Consider the following 16470-nt stretch of genomic DNA (forward strand, 5'->3'; position numbering starts at 1 on the left):
AGGTCAGCGCAACCAGATCACCGCTCCAAACCTTGCGAGAAGGGGGCCGTCCACATATGGATTCCGGGTTCCGCTGCGCGGCCCCGGAATGACGGCGGTGATGGAACGAAGGACTGGCCATCCTGCATCATCCTGCGTACCGAACCCCGCGCGAAACCGTCGAACGGTTGACAAGGCCGGGCCGATAGGGCCGCTGTGCGGGCCATGGACGAGGCTCCGGACGACGCCATTCCGTCGCGGCCCACCCGGCCGCGGGTCGCGATCACCTACTGCACCCAGTGCCAGTGGCTCCTGCGCGCCGCCTGGATGGCGCAGGAGCTGCTCTCGACCTTCCGCGACGACCTCGGCGAGGTGGCGCTGCGGCCCGCCACCGGCGGCGCCTTCGCCATCACCTTCGAGGGGGAGACGATCTGGGAGCGGGTGCGCGACGGAGGCTTTCCCGACGTAAAGACCCTCAAGCAGCGGGTGCGCGACCGGCTCGATCCGGGCCGCGACCTCGGGCATGTCGATCGTGCTGCGCACCGATCCTGAGACCCGCGCCGAGGCCGAGCCTTCGGCGGGCGCGGCGGCCTCCGCCACCGTGGAGCCGGCGCCGGCGCCGCGCGAGCCGCGGGACTCGGCCCTGCGGCGGTTCCTGACCCGGCTCGGCCAGCGCGGCTTCTCCACGCAATTCTACCTCATCATGCTGGTGATCGCGCTGATCGGCCCCGGCCTGATCTTCACCGCGATCCTGCTCGCCCGCTACGCCTCGACCGAGCGCGCCCGCTTCGAGCAGGACGCGCGGGAGAACGTGCGCGGCATCGCACTCTCGATCGACCGCGACACGGCCGGCCTCGTCTCGGTGCTGCAGACGCTCGCGACCTCGCCGCGGCTGAAGGACGGCGAGTTCACCAATTTCGAGAACCAGGCGCGGCTGGTGCGCGACGCCACCGGGCTCGACATCGTGCTGCGCCGCCTCGACGGACAGCAGATCGTCAACACGGCGCTGCGCCCCGGCGCGCCGCTGCCGGTCAGCACCCTGCCGATCGACCACGAACTGCGCGCCAGCGGCCAGCGCTCGATGGTGACCGGCTACATCGCGGGCGCGACGCCCGATCAGGCGAGCTACGCGGTCGCCGTGCCAGTGCGGATCGACGACGCGGTCGCCTACATCCTCAGCTTCACCGTGCCGGTCAGCCGCATCGAGGGGATTCTGGCCCGCGAGCAGGTGCGGGGCTGGGTCTCCGGCGTGTCCGACCGCGAGGGCATCGTGCTGGCGCGCCTGCCGGAGCTGCCCGGCGTGGTCGGGCGCCCGCGCCTCGCGACGTTGCGCCAGAAATCCACGGGCACGCCGGGCGTCTGGGAGGGACGCGACCGCGCCTTCAAGCCCGTCACCGTGGTCGAGGCACGCTCGCGGCTCAACGGCTGGACGGCGGGCGCCAGCATCCCGCGCGAACTCGTGGACGAGCGGCTGCACCGCTGGCTCTGGGCCTTCGGCGGGTTCGGCCTGCTCGTGCTCGCGACCTCCTCGGTGCTCGCGGTGCATCTGTGGTCGCGGGTGTCGAAGCCGCTGCGCCAGCTCGCGGCCTCCGGCCCCGCGCTCGCCCGGGGTCAAGCGATCCCGCGCATCGCCTCGCCGATCCACGAGATCCGCCGCCTCGGCGACGTGCTGTCCGAGGCCTCGCTCCGCCTGCGCACCCGCAGCGAGGAGCGCGACCGGGCGCTCGCCGAGACCCAGCGCGGCCTCTCGGCCCTCAAGGAGAGCGAGGCGCGCTTCCGCCACATGGCCGATTCGGCGCCGGCCCTGATCTGGATGACCGACGAGACCGCCGAGGTCGTCTTCGCCAACATGCATTTCGACCACCTGTTCGGACGCCCCGCCGCCGAGATGGCAGGCGCCGGCTGGGAATCGATCGTCCATCCGCCGGATCTGCCGCTGTTCCTCTCGACCTTCGAGGAGGCGTTCGAGAGCCGACGCCCGTTCCGGGCCGAGATGCGGGTGGTGGACCGCACGGGCGAAATCCGCTGGCTGCGCTGCGAGGGCGTGCCGCGGCTCGACGACGGCGGCACCTTCCTCGGCTTCACCGGCTGCAGCGTCGACGTCACCGACGCCAAGCGGGCCGAGGAGCACCTGCGCCTGCTCATCAACGAGCTGAACCACCGGGTGAAGAACACGCTCGCCACCGTGCAGTCGATCGCGATGCAGTCCCTGCGCGGCCTGGAGGGCGACGAGGCGGAGGCCGCGCGCGCCGCCTTCGAGGCGCGTCTGCTCGCGCTCGCCCGCGCCCACGACGTGCTGACCCGCGAGAGCTGGGACGGCGCCGAACTGAAGACGGTGGTGGCCGACGCGATCCGCCCGCTGGAGGCCACCGAAGGTCAGGATTCGCGCTTCGCGGTGTCGGGCCCGCGCCTGCGCCTCGCGCCGCGGCTGGCCCTCTCCATCGCCATGGCGCTCCACGAACTCGGCACCAACGCGGTCAAGTACGGCGCGCTCTCGAAGGAGGGCGGCAAAGTGACCATCACGTGGACGGTGCAGCGCAAGCCCGAGCTACGGCTGTCGCTGCGCTGGAGCGAGGCCGGCGGCCCGCCGGTGACGCCGCCGACCCGGCGCGGCTTCGGTTCCCGCCTGATCGAGCGCAGCCTCGCCCGCGAACTCGCCGGCACGGTCGAACTGCTCTACGAGCCCGACGGCGTGGTCTGCACCATCGAGGCGCCGGTGCCCCCGCCGGGCCTGCTGGAACGCAAGGGCGGGACGGAACTGGCGGCGGTGAAGCCGCTGCCGCTGGCGGGGTAGGAGCCGCCCGCTTCGGTTGCCGTCGATCTTCGACGCCCGATGACCCTTTCAACCGCCGTCATTCCGGGGCTCGCCGAAGGCGAGAACCCGGAATCCACGACTGGCCTCGACAGTACGTATAGCCGCGCATCACGGGTGGATTCCGGGTTCCGCTACGCGGCCCCGGAATGACGGGCGTGGGGTGTCATGAGGCAGGCGGATAGAACAAGTGTCGCCAGCCTTCCTATTGCAGCGTCGCCGGGTCCGGCCCGATCCGCCCGTCCGCCTTATCGAGCCCGGCGATGGCGGCGTGGTCGTCTTCGGTGAGCGAAAAGCCGAACACGTCCAGATTCTCGCTGATCCGGGTGGCCGTGGCGGATTTCGGGATCGCGACGAAGCCGCACTCGACATGCCAGCGCAGCACGATCTGGGCCGGGTTGCGCCCGAGACGACCGGCGATGCGAGTAATGATCGGATCGTCGAGGATCTGCGCCTTGCCGAGCGGGCTCCAGGCCTCGGTGACGATGCCGAGCCGGGCATGCGCCTCCCGCAAACGACGCTGCTGGAAGCGGGGATGCAGCTCGATCTGGTTGAGGGCGGGCGTCACGCCGGTCTCCGACACGAGCCGGTCGAGTTGGCTCTCGGAAAAATTCGAGACGCCGATGGAGCGGGCGCGGCCCTCCTCGCGCAGGCGGATCAGGGCGCGCCAGCTGTCGAGGTAGAGCCCGCGGGCCGGACAGGGCCAGTGGATCAGGTAGAGATCGACCTGCTCGACCGCGAGACGACTGAGGCTCGCCTCGAAGGCCCGCAGGGTCGCGTCGTAGCCCTGGTCGTCGTTCCAGAGCTTGGTCGTCACGAACACGTCCGAGCGCGGCACCCGCGTCTCGCGCAGGCTTCGGCCGACGCCCGCCTCGTTGCCGTAGACCGAGGCCGTGTCGACGGAGCGGTAGCCGGCGCCGAGCGCCGTGCCGACGAGGGCGGGCGCGTGCGTCTCCTCCAGGCGGTAGACGCCGAAGCCGATCTGGGGGATCGCGTGCCCGTCGTTCAGCGCGATCTGCGGGACGGGATCGTGGGTTGCCATGAGGCCAGCCTGTGCGCGGCCCGGGAAAGGCCCGGACGAGGCCGGGACAATCGGCAGGATCGTGCCGGTCGTACAGCCGTTTCGCCGCAGGGGCAGGGCTGCGCCGGGATCAGGACCGCCGGTTCTGGCCCGCCGCGCTCGCGGTCGCCTCGTCCTCGTCGCCGGGTCGGCGCAGGAGGTGCAGGTAGGTCGGGTCGAAGTCGCAGAACGCGCGCAGCCGCGCCACGTCCGGCACGTGCAGCCGCCGGTCCTGGAGCCGGATCAGGCCGTCCTCGCGCAGGTCGCGCAGGACGCGGCTGACATGGATCGTGGTGATGCCGAGGATGTCGGCCAGCATCGGCTGCGTCATCGGCATGGCGCAGTCGTTCGGGCCGGCGGCGCCGACGATCTGCTGGCGCAGGAGCAGCTCGCAGAACAGGTGGGCGATGCGCCGGTCGGCGGCGCGCTGGCCCATATTGGCGAGCCATTCCCGCACGATGCTCTCGTCCACCAGCGTCGCCCACCACAGGGCGCGGGCGATGCGCGAATCGCGGAACACCAGGGCGTCGACCCGATCCTGGGCCACGTCGGCGACGGTGCAGGCGGTGAGCGCGGCGATGTAGTGGTCGGACGGGCCGAGCACGATCGATTGCAGATCGCAGAAATCGCCGGGCAGCAGCAGGCCGAGGATCTGGCGGCGCCCGTCGCCGACGAGCTTGTAGCGGAAGGCGAAGCCCTCGACGACGAGATGGACGCCCACCGCCGGCTCGCCGGCCCGGACGATGTCCTGCTGCGGCTCCAGGGTGCGTCCCGGACGGAACATCCCGGCCAGGAGGCCGCGGTCGCCGTCGTCGAGATCGACGCCGTGCCGCAGCTTGCGGATCAGCGGATTGCTGCGCGGGATCGCCACCGTTGCATCCATGGCCGCATAACGCGGCAGGGGCCGCCCGCGTTTCGCCGGGATGATCGGGAAATGAACGTCAGGCCGCCTTCCAGCGCCGGGCGGCGTTGTTGCCGAAGGCGCGGGCGTAGAGGCCGCAATAGTTCAGCGCCGAGCGGTCCCAGCCGAACTCGCGAGCCATCGCGGTGCGGCGCATGGCGTTGAGACGCTTCTTCTGGCCGAAGGCCTCGAAGGCGCGGGTGATCGCCGAGGTCAGGCCCCGCGGCGAGGCGTCGGCGAAGGTGAAGCCGGTCACCCCGTCCTCGACGGTGTCGTTGAGGCCGCCGGTGCGGCGCACGATCGGCAGGGAGCCGAAGCGCTGGGCGTACATCTGCGCCAGCCCGCAGGGCTCGAAGCGGGAGGGCATCAGCAGGAAGTCGCTGCCGGCGAAGATGCGTCGCGCCTCCGTCTCGCGGAAGCCGACATGGACGCCGACATGGTCGGGATGACGCCCGGCGAGGTCGCGAAGCGCCTCCTCGAAGCGGCCCTCGCCCTGGCCGATGACGACGAGCTGGCCGCCCTCGGCGACGATCGACTCGGCGGCAGCCAAGCTGAGGTCGATCCCCTTCTGGTGAACGAGGCGGGAGACGATGGCGAAGAGCGGGCCGCGGGAGACCGCCATGCCGAACTGCTTTCGCACCTCGTCGGCGTTGGCGCGCTTGCCCTTCCAGTCGTCGGCCTCGAAGGGCGTGGCGAGATGCGGGTCGGTGCGCGGGTCCCAGCTCTCGTCGATGCCGTTGAGGATGCCGGTGAGCCGCCCCTGCGCCGCGCGGGTCCGCAGCAGGCCGTCGAGGCCGCAGCCGCCCTCCGGCGTGGTGATCTCGCGGGCGTAGGTCTCGCTCACCGTAGTGACGTGCGAGGCGTGGTAGAGGCCGGCCTTGAGGAACGAGAGCTGGCCGTAGAACTCCACCCCGTCCATCTGGAAGGCGTAGTCCGGCGCGCCGATCCGCCCGAGGTTGTCGCGCGGGAACAGGCCCTGATAGGCGAGGTTGTGGATCGTCAGCACGCTCGGGCGGCGGATGCCGAGCCACGCCATGTAGGCCGGCGCCAGCGCGGTCTGCCAGTCGTTGAGATGCAGCAGGTCGGCCGACCAGTACGGGTCGAGGCCGGCGGCGAGTTCGGCCGCGGCGCGGCCGAGGCGGGCGAAGCGCAGGTCGTTGTCGCCGAAATCACCCCCGGCGTCGCCGTAAGGCGTGCCGTCGCGCTCGTAGAGGTCGGGGGCGACCAGCGCGTAGACGCCGAGCCCGTCCGGCGTGGTGCCGTAGCCGAGTTCGCAGGCCGGGACGCCGGCGAAGGCGCCCATCCGGGCGACGGTCGAAAAATTCTGCAGGCCGGCGATGACCGAGGCGTAGCCGGGGATCAGGACGCGTACGTCGTAGTGGCGCCGCAGGGCGCGGGGCAGCGCGCCCGCGACCTCGCCGAGCCCGCCGGTCTTCACGAAATCCGCCATCTCGGGGGTGGCGAACAGGATGCGCGGAAGAAGGGAGTGGTCGGTCTGCGGCTCGGAGGTGGAGGAGGGAGACGACGTTACCTCGGCAGCCGGAAGCGCACCGAGATCCACATACGCCATCGACCCGCCCTCACGCCCCGGATGTCGCTCGACAGGGCGCCGAGAGATCGGGCGCCGCTCGTGGGAGACACACCGCGTGGTGGCCGCGCCCAGCATCGTAATGCTCCGGAATGCGTTCTGTTCCGCTGCATCGCACAATTCAGGCCACGTTCAGATGAAGATTGCCCGTCAAACGCCTGCGGTTGCATCATGGTGCGCATGCGCTGGGCGCGTGCCGCCTCATCTGGACGGATCGGCGCGCAGCACCACGCCCTCGTCCGATCCGAGCGTGAGGGCGTCGCGGACGGTCTCGCCCGCCTGCCCCGGACGGGTCGAGAGCAGGACGTTCCAGGCCTGCCCGTCCGGGAGCGGCACCGACCACCCGGTGCGACCGAAATTGAGCAGGATGCGTACGATTTCGTCACCCTCGAACCGCTCGTAGGCGAAGATGTCGGCAGCGAGGGCGGGGTCGAGCGGCAGGCCGCGCCAGCCGCCGACCGACAGGGCGGGATGGTCGCGGCGCAGCGACAGCAGGCGGCGGTAGAGCGTCAGGATCGAGCGGGAATCGTCGCGCAGGGCATCGACGTTGCGGCGCTCGTGATCCTCTGTGAGCGGCAGCCACGGCTCGGCTCGGCTGAAGCCCGCGTTCGGGCCGTCGTCCCACTGCATTGGTGTGCGCACGGGATCGCGGCCGTGGCCGGGCTCGTTCCTCTCCCATGGGTCCTGCACCCGGTCCGCCGGGATTGGCACGTCACCGATCCCGATCTCGTCGCCGTAATAGAGCGTCGGCGTGCCGCGCAACGTGAGCAGCAGCATCGCGGCGACCCGCGCCTGCGCCTCGCCGACGCGGGCGGCGATGCGCGGCCGGTCGTGGTTGCCCAGCACCCAGTTCGGCCAGCCGCCCTCGGGCAAAGCCGCCTCGTATTCGGCGACGAGGCCGGCGACGGCGTCGGCCCGCCAGGGTGTTTCGAGAAGCTGGAAGTTGAAGGGCAGATCGGCGGCGCTCAAATCCGGGCCGTAATAGGCCACCAGCCGCTCGATCGGCAGGTAGATCTCGCCGATCAGCACCCGCTCGCCGTATTCGCGGAGCACCGCGCGCATCCCGCCGATCACCTCGATCACCTCGGGCCGGTCGCAGGAATAGACCTGGGAGAACCGCTCGATGCCGGGCCGGTGCGGGGCGAAGTCCGGATTCTCCGGGTTGTCGCGAAACCCCTCGTCCTTGATCAGGTGCCAGATCACGTCGACGCGGAAACCGTCGACGCCGCGCTCCAGCCAGAAGCGCAGCACGTCGTGCATCGCCGCGCGGACGTCCGGGTTGCGCCAGTTCAGGTCCGGCTGCCGGCTGAGGAAGGCGTGGTAGTAATACTGGCCGCTCGCCTCGTCCCGGGTCCAGGCCGGGCCGCCGAAATTCGAGAGCCAGTTGTTGGGCGGCCCGCCGTCGGGCGCCGGATCGCGCCAGATATACCAGTCGCGCTTCTCCGAATCGCGGCTCGCCCGGCTCTCGACGAACCACGGATGCTCGATCGAGGTGTGGTTGGGGACGAAGTCGAGGATGACCTTGAGCTTGCGCCGATGCGCCTCGGCGATCAGCGCGTCGAAATCGTCGAGCGTGCCAAACAGCGGATCGACGGCGCAGTAATCGGCCACGTCGTAGCCGAAATCGGCCATCGGCGAGCGGTAGAACGGCGAGATCCAGACCGCATCGACGCCGAGCCAGGCCAGATGGTCGAGCCGTGCCGTGATGCCGGGCAGGTCGCCGACGCCGTCGCCGTCCGTGTCCTGGAACGAGCGCGGATAGACCTGATAGACGGTTCCGCTCTTCCACCAGATGGTCTCGGGCATCGGACCTCCCCGGCACCCGCATCGGAACTGTCCCGATGGCGGCGCGCGTTCGTCCAGGTGGGGTAGAGCCGTTCAGGCCGCCTTCAAGCGCGCGGCCCCATTTCGGGGGCCGGGGCCATGCGGAACCGGCAGCGTTGTGTCGACCAGGACACAGGTCTGCCGGCACGGCGCTTGCAAAGACGATCTCCGCCCGCATGTGTCTCGACAAGCTCGCCGCTCCGCAACACCATGGCGGGTGCAGGGTTGTCGGACCTCGTCCTGCCGCAAGAAGCGGGCAGGGTCCGATGCATCACCGATTCGAATCGGCTGCGACGAAGGGGTTGGTCCAGTGCTGAACGAAGCTCTGTCCGTTCTCGTCAGGAACGGCGAGGCGGAACCGTCCGCTTCATCCTCGAAATCGGCCAAGGCCGCTGCCACATATGTGAAGCCGCGTGCCGCCGACGATCGCGACCCCGTGGTCGCGCTGCGTGAGGATATCCGCGCCAAGCTCATCTACGTGCTCGGCAAGACCCCCGAGACCGCCCGCGACCGCGACTGGTTCGCCGCGACCGCCCTGGCGCTGCGCGACCGGATCGTCGATGCCTGCCACGAGGGGCAGGCCGGCACCGTGCCGGACAAGCGGGTCTACTACCTCTCGCTCGAATTCCTCATCGGCCGGCTCTTGTCGGACGCGATGAACAATCTCGGCCTCGTCGAGACCACCAAGCAGGCGTTGCGCGACCTCGGCGTCGATCTCGGCGAGGTCGAGGGCGCGGAGCCCGACGCCGCGCTCGGCAATGGCGGCCTCGGGCGATTGGCCGCCTGCTTCATGGAGAGCATGGCGAGCCTGTCGATCCCGGCGATCGGCTACGGCATCCGCTACGATCACGGCATCTTCCGCCAGTCGCTCGAGGACGGCTGGCAGCGCGAGGCGCCGGAGACCTGGCTCGCCGAGGGCAACCCCTGGGAGTTCGCCCGGCAGGAATCGACCTACAAGATCGGCTTCGGCGGCCACGTCACCATGACGAGCCACGGCGACCACCATATCCGCCGCCACTGGCACCCGGCCGAGACCGTCAACGCGGTGGCCTACGACATCCCGGTCGTCGGCTGGCGCGGCCGGCACGTCAACATGCTTCGCCTGTGGAAGGCGGAATCGGATGCGCCGGTCGAACTCGCCCGCTTCAACGCGGGCGATCATGTCGGTGCGGTGGCCGGTCGCGCCCGGGCCGAGGCGATCTCGCGGGTGCTCTATCCGAGCGATTCGTCGGCGGAAGGGCAGGAGCTGCGCCTGCGCCAGGAATACTTCTTCACCTCCGCCTCGCTGCAGGACCTCGTGCGCCGGCATGTGGCCGAGCGCGGCAACCTGCGGACGCTCCCCGACCACGCCGCGATCCAGCTCAACGACACGCACCCCGCCATCGCGGTGCCGGAGTTGATGCGCATCCTGCTGGAGGAGCACGACTTCCTCTGGGAGGATGCGTGGCAGGTCACCTCCAACACTCTGCACTACACCAACCACACCCTCCTGCCCGAGGCGCTGGAGACGTGGCCGGTGGAGCTGATGGAGCGGTTGCTGCCGCGCCACATGCAGATCATCTACCTGATCAACTGGCTCCACCTCGAGGAGCAGAGCAAGAACGCCCGCGGCGGTGCCGCCCACATCGCCGCCGTCTCGCTCATCGACGAGTCGCACGGACGGCGCGTGCGCATGGGACCGCTCGCCTTCCACGGATCGCGCCGGGTCAACGGCGTGTCGGCGCTCCACAGCGACCTGTTGAAATCGACGGTGTTCAAGGATCTCCACGAGATCGAGCCGGAAAAAATCGTCAACAAGACCAACGGCATCACCTTCCGCCGCTGGCTGCACAACGCCAACCCGGAGCTGACCAAGCTCGCCGTCGACACGATCGGCAAGGGCGTGCTCGACGACCCGACCGAACTGACGAAGCTCGTGCCCTACGCCGACGACGCGGATTTCCGCACGCGCTACGCGGCGGTGCGCAAGCTGCGCAAGAAGCGCCTCGCCCAGGTGATCGCCGAGCGCACCGGCATCGCGGTCGATCCGACCGCCCTGTTCGACGTGCAGATCAAGCGCATCCACGAGTACAAGCGCCAGCTGCTCAACCTCGTCGAGACGGTGGCGCTGTATCAGGCGATCAAGAAGGCGCCACACAAGGACTGGACGCCGCGGGTCAAGATCTTCGCCGGCAAGGCGGCGCCGAGCTACGTCCAGGCCAAGCTCATCATCAAGCTCGCGGGCGACATCGCCAAGGTCGTCAACGAGGACCCGGATGTCGGCAACAAGCTCAAGGTCGTGTTCCTGCCGAACTACTCGGTGAGTCTGGCCGAAGTGATCATCCCGGCCGCGGACCTCTCGGAGCAGATCTCGACCGCGGGCATGGAGGCGTCCGGCACCGGCAACATGAAACTGGCGCTCAACGGCGCGCTCACCATCGGCACGCTCGATGGGGCCAACATCGAGATCAAGGACCATGTCGGCCCCGAGAACATCTTCATCTTCGGCCTCGACGCCGAGGGGGTGCTGGAGCGGGTCGACGAGCCGGCCTACGCCAACAAGGCGATCTCGGCGTCGCCGCGCTTGGCGGCTGCCCTCGACGCCATCGGCAACGGCCTGTTCTCGCCCGACGAGCCGCGCCGCTTCGCGCCGCTCATCGACGAGCTGCGCCACCGCGACCGCTACCTGACCACCGTCGATTTCGACGATTACTGGCGCGTCCAGCGCGAGATCGACGCCGCGTGGCGCCGCCCGGCCCAGTGGTGGCGCACCGCCATCCTCAACACCGCCCGGATGGCGTGGTTCTCCTCCGACCGCTCGATGCGGGAATACGCCGAGGAGATCTGGCAGGTGAAGCTGGGCTGACGCCCATTTTGCGAAGAGCATGAATGCGAAACGGGCAGGCGAGGCGGGTGCCTCGCCTGCCCGTTTCGTTTCGAGCGCCTGTTTCGCGACGCCTCTCCCCTCCACACCCTCGTCCTGAGAGGCTGGAGCGAAGCGGAAGCCTCGAAGGTGGGCTCCAGGGATCGCGCGGCAGGCTGGAGCCCTCCTTTCGAGGGCGACGCTTCGCGCCGCCACCCAGCATGAGGGGATCGGGTGGGAAAAGCCTACGGCATTGCCGATCGATCGCTTCGACGCGGCGAGTCTTCCGAAAGCGTCAGCGGTGGCTGTGCGGCCACGCGGTGGACGAGGCGAACAGGCCGATGCCTTCGCCGGCGCGACCGCCCTTGGTCCGGCGGACGCTGCGGATGAGAGCGGAGAGAAGCGTGATGATGCCCGGATCGCGGTCGATCGCCTCGACCTCGGGGTGGACGGGCTGGGCGGTCAGGATGGTCAGCATGGCTCGGGTCCCTTGTGCGGTTCTGGGCCCTGGGCGTCGCTCCCTTGTTGCGGTGCAATATAAACGCTTCCCGCGACGGTGCGCCCCTCGGGATGTCCGCCGCAGGCCTGCGCTGGGATCATGCCGGCGCCGGCCGACCTTCACAGATTTGCAATATTCTCGTGGCTCAGCCGGTTGACCGCGCGACGCCGAACCGTCATCCGCTCGTCATTTCCAGGCATCAAGCACGCCGCTCCCACACGACGAGCAGCCCGACGAGGAGGGTTTCACCATGTCCGACGGTCAGCAGAAGGATTGGCCCGTCCACGGCCGCATCACCGGCCCGATCGTGATGATCGGCTTCGGCTCGATCGGTCGCGGCACGCTCCCCCTGATCGAGCGGCATTTCGAATTCGACAAGAGCCGCTTCACGGTGGTCGAGCCCTCCGACGCGCACAAGGATCTCGCCGACCAGCACGGCCTGCGCTTCGAGCAGGTGGCGCTGACGAAGGAAAACTACCGCGACGTCCTCACGCCGCTGCTGACCGAGGGCGGCGGCCAGGGCTTCTGCGTGAACCTGTCGGTCGACACCTCCTCGCGCGACATCCTCGAACTCTGCCGCGAACTCGGCGCGCTCTACATCGACACCGTGGCCGAGCCCTGGACCGGCTTCTACTTCGACAAGGGTCTGTCGCAGGCCGACCGCACCAACTATGCGCTGCGCGAGAACATCCTCGAGGCGCGCCGCGTCGCGCCGGGCGGCCCGACCGCGGTGTCCTGTTGCGGCGCCAATCCCGGCATGGTGTCGTGGTTCGTCAAGCAGGCGCTCCTGAACGTCGCGGCGGATACCGGCGTTACCGATCCCGAGCCCCAGACCCGCGAGGAATGGGCCGCGCTGATGCAGAAGGTCGGCGTCAAGGGCGTCCACATCGCCGAGCGCGACACCCAGCGCGCCAAGTATCCCAAGCCCATGGGCGTGTTCGTCAACACGTGGTCGGTCGAGGGCTTCGTGTCCGAGGGCAACCAGCCGGCCGAACTCGGCTGGGGCACGCACGAGACCTGGAAGCCCGCGAACGCGGAAGGTCAGACCAAGGGCTCGCGTTGCGCGATCTTCCTGCTCCAGCCCGGTGCCGACACCCGCGTGCGCACCTGGGTGCCGACGGTGGGCGCGCAGTTCGGCTTCCTCGTCACCCACAACGAGGCGATCTCGATCGCCGACTACTACACGGTGCGCGAGAACGGCGAGCCGGTCTACCGCCCGACCTGCCACTACGCCTACCACCCGGCCAACGACGCCGTGCTCTCGCTCCACGAGATGTGGGGCAATGCCGGCAAGGTGCAGGAGCGCCAGCACATCCTCGACGAGAACGAGATCGTGGACGGCATCGACGAACTCGGCGTGCTCCTCTACGGCCACAGGAAGAACGCCTACTGGTACGGCTCGCAGCTCTCCATCGAGGAGACCCGCCGCGTCGCCCCCTACCAGAACGCCACCGGCCTGCAGGTGACCTCGGCCGTGCTCGCCGGCATGGTCTGGGCGCTGGAGAACCCGGAGGCCGGCATCGTCGAGGCCGACGAGATCGACTTCCGCCGCTGCCTCGAAGTGCAGACGCCGTATCTCGGCCCGGTCGTGGGCGTCTACACCGACTGGACCCCGCTCACCGACCGCCCCGGCCTGTTCCCGGAGGACATCGACACGAGCGACCCCTGGCAGTTCCGCAACGTACTGGTTCACCGCTGAGGCGAGAGGGGCCGCCCGCGACAGGGCGGCCCCGCGATGCTACTCTGTGGGTCTTCACGCGGAGGCAGAATCGATGGCCGTCGCCATCCGCCGCGATCCGCCCATGCGGGTCGCGGAATACAAGAAATGGGTCGCCGCCCGGCCCGAGGGCGAGCGCTGGGAGCTGATCGACGGCGCGCCGGTGATGATGGCGCCGCCGGCCTACCGGCATCAGCAGATCGTCTCCAACGTCGAGGCGGCGTTGCGTCGTCTCGCCCGCCCGAGGGGCTGCTGGGCCCTGTCCAACCTCGCCGTCCTGAGCGAGACGTTCGACGATTACGCGCCGATCCCGGATGTGCTGGTCCGCTGCGGGGCCGCCCTGAAGGACGGCTACGTGCGCGATCCGCTGCTCGTGGCCGAAGTGCTCTCGCCCTCCACGATGATCAACGACCGCGGCTTGAAGGCGCGCTTCTATCAGTCGATCCCGTCGCTTCAGACGCTTCTGCTGATCGATCAGGACGAGGCGCGGATCGAGGTGTGGCGGCAGGAAGCCGAATGGACGATGCGGATCGCGCGAGCCGGCGAGCCCATCGATCTACCCGAACTCGGCGGTGCCCTCACCGTGGCCGATGTCTACGACGGGATTGATCTCTGAGCGTCGGCGGCCGCATTGGCTGCCCCCCGATCGGATGCTAGCCTTCACGGGTTCCTCCGGAGGATCGGCGATGGCCGTGGCGGTTCGGCGTGACGCCCGCATGCGGGTGGCCGCGTACAGGGAATGGGCCGCGACCCGGCCCGACGACGAGCGCTGGGAATTGCTCGACGGCGAGCCGGTGATGAAATCACCCGCCGGGGGACGGCATCAGCGCATCGTCACGAACATCGCCAAGCGTCTCGACGATCTCGCCGAGAGCCGGGGCTGCGGCGCCTATCCGGGCCTCGCGATCCTCAGCGAGGCGAGGGACGATGATGCGCCGATCCCCGATGTCGTGGTCCAGTGCGGCGAGCCGCCGGCCGACGGCTACACCGGCGACCCGCTCCTCGTCGTCGAAGTGCTCTCCCCCTCGACCTTCCTGATCGACCGCGGGCGCAAGACCGAGTTCTACCAGACCGTCCCGTCCCTCCGCTTCTTGCTGCTCGTGGAGCAGGACCAAGCGCGGGTCGAGGTGTGGCGGCGCGAGGCCGCGTGGACCATGCGGATCGCCGGACCCGGCGAGACCATCGACCTGCCCGAACTCGGCGGCAGCCTCTCGGTGGCGGAGATCTACGCGCGCCTGTCCCTCTGAGCTGCGCCCGTTTGCCAAGCCCCGGCCCGGTGCTAGCATCGCGTTTGTCTCGGAGGCCCTTCGATGGCGCTCGCCGTTCGGCGCGACCCCGGCATGGGTGTCGCGGAGTATCAGGTCTGGGTCGCGGACCGGCCCGACGAGGAGCGATGGGAGCTCATCGACGGCGAACCCGTGCTCGCGCCGCCGCCGAGCGAGCGACATCAGATGATCGTTCTCAATCTGCTGCAGCTCCTGTTCCCGCTCGCCCGCGCCAAGGGTGGCCGCGCGATCCCCGGCATCGCCGTGCTGAGCGATGCCATGGATGGGTTCGCACCGATCCCCGACGTGCTGGTCCGCTGCGGACCCGTGCTGGGGCACGGCTACGCCCGCGATCCGATCCTCGTGGCCGAAGTGGTCTCGCCCTCGACCCTGCACCGCGACCGTGGCGCCAAGGCCGCGTTCTACGAAAGCCTCGCCTCGCTCGACGCATTTCTGCTGGTCGATCAGGACGCGCCGTGCGTTGAAACTTGGCGGCGTGACGCGGCGGGTGCTTGGGCCCAGGACATTCGGGGGTGCGACGCGCACATCGATCTGCCCGAACTCGGCGGCCGGCTTGCCGTTGCCGACATCTACGACGACATCGACTTCTGACGCGAGCGCTCCGCCCTTGCCCCATTTCGAAGATTTCTACGCCAACAAGCTGCGCGGCTCCCTCGGCGTCACCGACGCCGAATCCGTGCTCGACCTGCGCGAGGCCAACCGGGCGACGGCGGAGGCCTCGATCGGCGACATGCTGGAGCGCAGCCGATTCGCCAAGGGCAAGACCGTCGCGGTGCGGCTCGCAGCCCCGCCCGAGGGCGGGGGCGAGACGCTGTTCCAGCCGGTCGGGCGCCTGCTGCTGGAGGCCAAGCGCCGCGGCTGGATCGACCGGCTGCAGACGCTGCCCTCGGGGGACGGGCTCGGCTTCTACGTGGCACTCGCGGGCAAGCCCGCGCGCGAGCGCGACTGACCGGGATGGGTTGGAGCCGGAACGACAACGCCCTCGAACATCTCGCCCGCTTCGGCTTCGGCGCCCGCGGCTTCGTCTACTGCATCGTCGGCGCGCTGGCCGTGCTCGCGGCTTTGGGCCACGGCGGCTCGGCCGGCGACAGCAAGGGGGCGCTGCGGGCCGTCCTCGGCGGGCCGTTCGGCGTCGTCATCGTCGGACTGATCGCCCTCGGGCTCGCGGGCTTTTCCCTGTGGCGCGTCGTCGAGGGCGTCACCGACGCCGACCGGCGCGGGAGTTCGGCCAAGGCGCTGGCTGTGCGCGGCGCGCATCTCATCAGCGCCGTCGTCTATGCCGGTCTCGCGCTGAGCGCGGGCCAACTCGCCTTCGGCATCGGCCGGGCCTCGGCCGGCGGCGACGGGGTGCAGGACTGGACCGCGTGGCTCCTGCGCCAGCCGTTCGGGCCCTGGCTCGTCGGGCTCGCCGCAGCGGGCGTGGCCGCGGCCGGGCTGGCCTACGCGAAGAAGGCCTGGACGGGCGACGTGACCGACCGGCTCTCGCTGCCCGGCGAGAGCGAGCGCTGGGCCAAGCCGCTGGGCCGGTTCGGCTACGCGGCGCGTGCGGTGGTGTTCCTCATGATCGCGGGCTTCCTCGCCATCGCCGCCTGGACGCAGGGACCGTCCAACGCGCACGGGCTGTCCGGCGCCTTCGCGGCGTTGCGCGCGCAGCCCTACGGCTGGGTGCTGCTGGCGGTGGTGGCCGCGGGCCACTTCGCCTTCGGGGCCTTCGGCCTGATCCAGGCGCGCTACCGCCGCATCGACGCCCCGGATCTCGGTGATGCCGACGAGGCCCTGGCGCGGGCGAAGCGCTCGGTTGCCTAACGACAGCCAGCGCTCGTCACGAGCGATGGCACCGGATGGCCGGGCGCGAAGAGCGCCCCGCGCAGCGGGCCTCGGCTTCGGCCGAGGCGTCTAGCGGAGCGAGAAGCCTAAGGCCGCGGATGCGGCCGCCGGCGCTTGAGGCCGAAGCAAGAACCA

The 16470-nt window shown here is 69.9% G+C and carries 14 protein-coding genes; 9 read left to right on the plus strand and 5 right to left on the minus strand.

Annotation, left to right across the window (positions count from 1 at the left end; translation table 11 throughout):
• Window positions 1–204 precede the first annotated feature (204 nt).
• Both HNR00_RS17795 and HNR00_RS17800 read left to right on the plus strand, forming a co-directional pair.
• Entirely contained in the window at window positions 205–531 is a 327-nt protein-coding gene (locus HNR00_RS17795) for an Rdx family protein (protein WP_183571710.1), read from the plus strand.
• A 151-nt stretch (window positions 532–682) separates the two neighbouring features.
• The gene (locus tag HNR00_RS17800; protein WP_246390782.1) at window positions 683–2773 is read left to right on the plus strand and encodes a sensor histidine kinase; all 2091 of its coding nucleotides are present in this window, start codon (window positions 683–685) and stop codon (window positions 2771–2773) included.
• Between the two features lie 223 nt (window positions 2774–2996).
• Here HNR00_RS17800 and HNR00_RS17805 read toward each other — a convergent pair whose 3' ends face one another.
• From HNR00_RS17805 to HNR00_RS17820, 4 genes are all read right to left on the minus strand, one after another.
• Window positions 2997–3833 (minus strand): aldo/keto reductase, encoded by an 837-nt coding sequence (locus tag HNR00_RS17805; protein WP_183571712.1) that lies wholly within the window; start codon window positions 3831–3833, stop codon window positions 2997–2999.
• Between the two features lie 109 nt (window positions 3834–3942).
• A complete protein-coding gene (locus tag HNR00_RS17810; RefSeq protein WP_312886078.1) occupies window positions 3943–4722 on the minus strand; it encodes a Crp/Fnr family transcriptional regulator in 780 nt (259 codons plus the stop codon).
• A gap of 70 nt (window positions 4723–4792) precedes the next feature.
• Window positions 4793–6322 carry a glycogen synthase GlgA gene (gene glgA / locus HNR00_RS17815; protein WP_183571714.1) on the minus strand — a complete coding sequence of 510 codons (1530 nt, stop codon included), beginning with the start codon at window positions 6320–6322 and terminating at the stop codon, window positions 4793–4795.
• A gap of 219 nt (window positions 6323–6541) precedes the next feature.
• Complete coding sequence (locus HNR00_RS17820) at window positions 6542–8146, minus strand: alpha-amylase family glycosyl hydrolase (protein WP_183571715.1); 1605 nt, start codon at window positions 8144–8146, stop codon at window positions 6542–6544.
• Window positions 8147–8474: 328 nt separating this feature from the next.
• Here HNR00_RS17820 and HNR00_RS17825 point away from each other — a divergent pair, with 328 nt between their 5' ends.
• A complete protein-coding gene (locus tag HNR00_RS17825) occupies window positions 8475–11009 on the plus strand; it encodes a glycogen/starch/alpha-glucan phosphorylase (protein ID WP_183571716.1) in 2535 nt (844 codons plus the stop codon).
• Window positions 11010–11301: 292 nt separating this feature from the next.
• On the opposite strand, the gene HNR00_RS17830 is transcribed toward HNR00_RS17825, so the two are convergent.
• Window positions 11302–11484 (minus strand): hypothetical protein, encoded by a 183-nt coding sequence (locus HNR00_RS17830; RefSeq protein ID WP_183571717.1) that lies wholly within the window; start codon window positions 11482–11484, stop codon window positions 11302–11304.
• A 271-nt stretch (window positions 11485–11755) separates the two neighbouring features.
• Here HNR00_RS17830 and HNR00_RS17835 point away from each other — a divergent pair, with 271 nt between their 5' ends.
• The 6 genes from HNR00_RS17835 (at window position 11756) to HNR00_RS17860 (ending at window position 16314) form a co-directional block, all read left to right on the plus strand.
• Window positions 11756–13204: a homospermidine synthase gene (locus tag HNR00_RS17835; RefSeq protein ID WP_183571718.1), complete on the plus strand. Its 1449-nt coding sequence runs from the start codon at window positions 11756–11758 to the stop codon at window positions 13202–13204.
• 73 nt (window positions 13205–13277) lie between these two features.
• On the plus strand, window positions 13278–13838 hold the full coding sequence (locus tag HNR00_RS17840; RefSeq protein WP_183571719.1) for a Uma2 family endonuclease: 561 nt from the start codon (window positions 13278–13280) through the stop codon (window positions 13836–13838).
• Window positions 13839–13908: 70 nt separating this feature from the next.
• Complete coding sequence (locus tag HNR00_RS17845) at window positions 13909–14469, plus strand: Uma2 family endonuclease (protein WP_183571720.1); 561 nt, start codon at window positions 13909–13911, stop codon at window positions 14467–14469.
• 63 nt (window positions 14470–14532) lie between these two features.
• Window positions 14533–15099 (plus strand): Uma2 family endonuclease, encoded by a 567-nt coding sequence (locus HNR00_RS17850; protein ID WP_183571721.1) that lies wholly within the window; start codon window positions 14533–14535, stop codon window positions 15097–15099.
• A gap of 16 nt (window positions 15100–15115) precedes the next feature.
• Window positions 15116–15457 carry a hypothetical protein gene (locus tag HNR00_RS17855; RefSeq protein ID WP_183571722.1) on the plus strand — a complete coding sequence of 114 codons (342 nt, stop codon included), beginning with the start codon at window positions 15116–15118 and terminating at the stop codon, window positions 15455–15457.
• Window positions 15458–15462: 5 nt separating this feature from the next.
• Window positions 15463–16314 (plus strand): DUF1206 domain-containing protein, encoded by an 852-nt coding sequence (locus HNR00_RS17860; protein ID WP_183571723.1) that lies wholly within the window; start codon window positions 15463–15465, stop codon window positions 16312–16314.
• Window positions 16315–16470: the final 156 nt, after the last annotated feature.

The sequence above is a fragment of the Methylorubrum rhodinum genome, assembly GCF_014199935.1.
Taxonomy (GTDB): Bacteria; Pseudomonadota; Alphaproteobacteria; order Rhizobiales; family Beijerinckiaceae; genus Methylobacterium; species Methylobacterium rhodinum.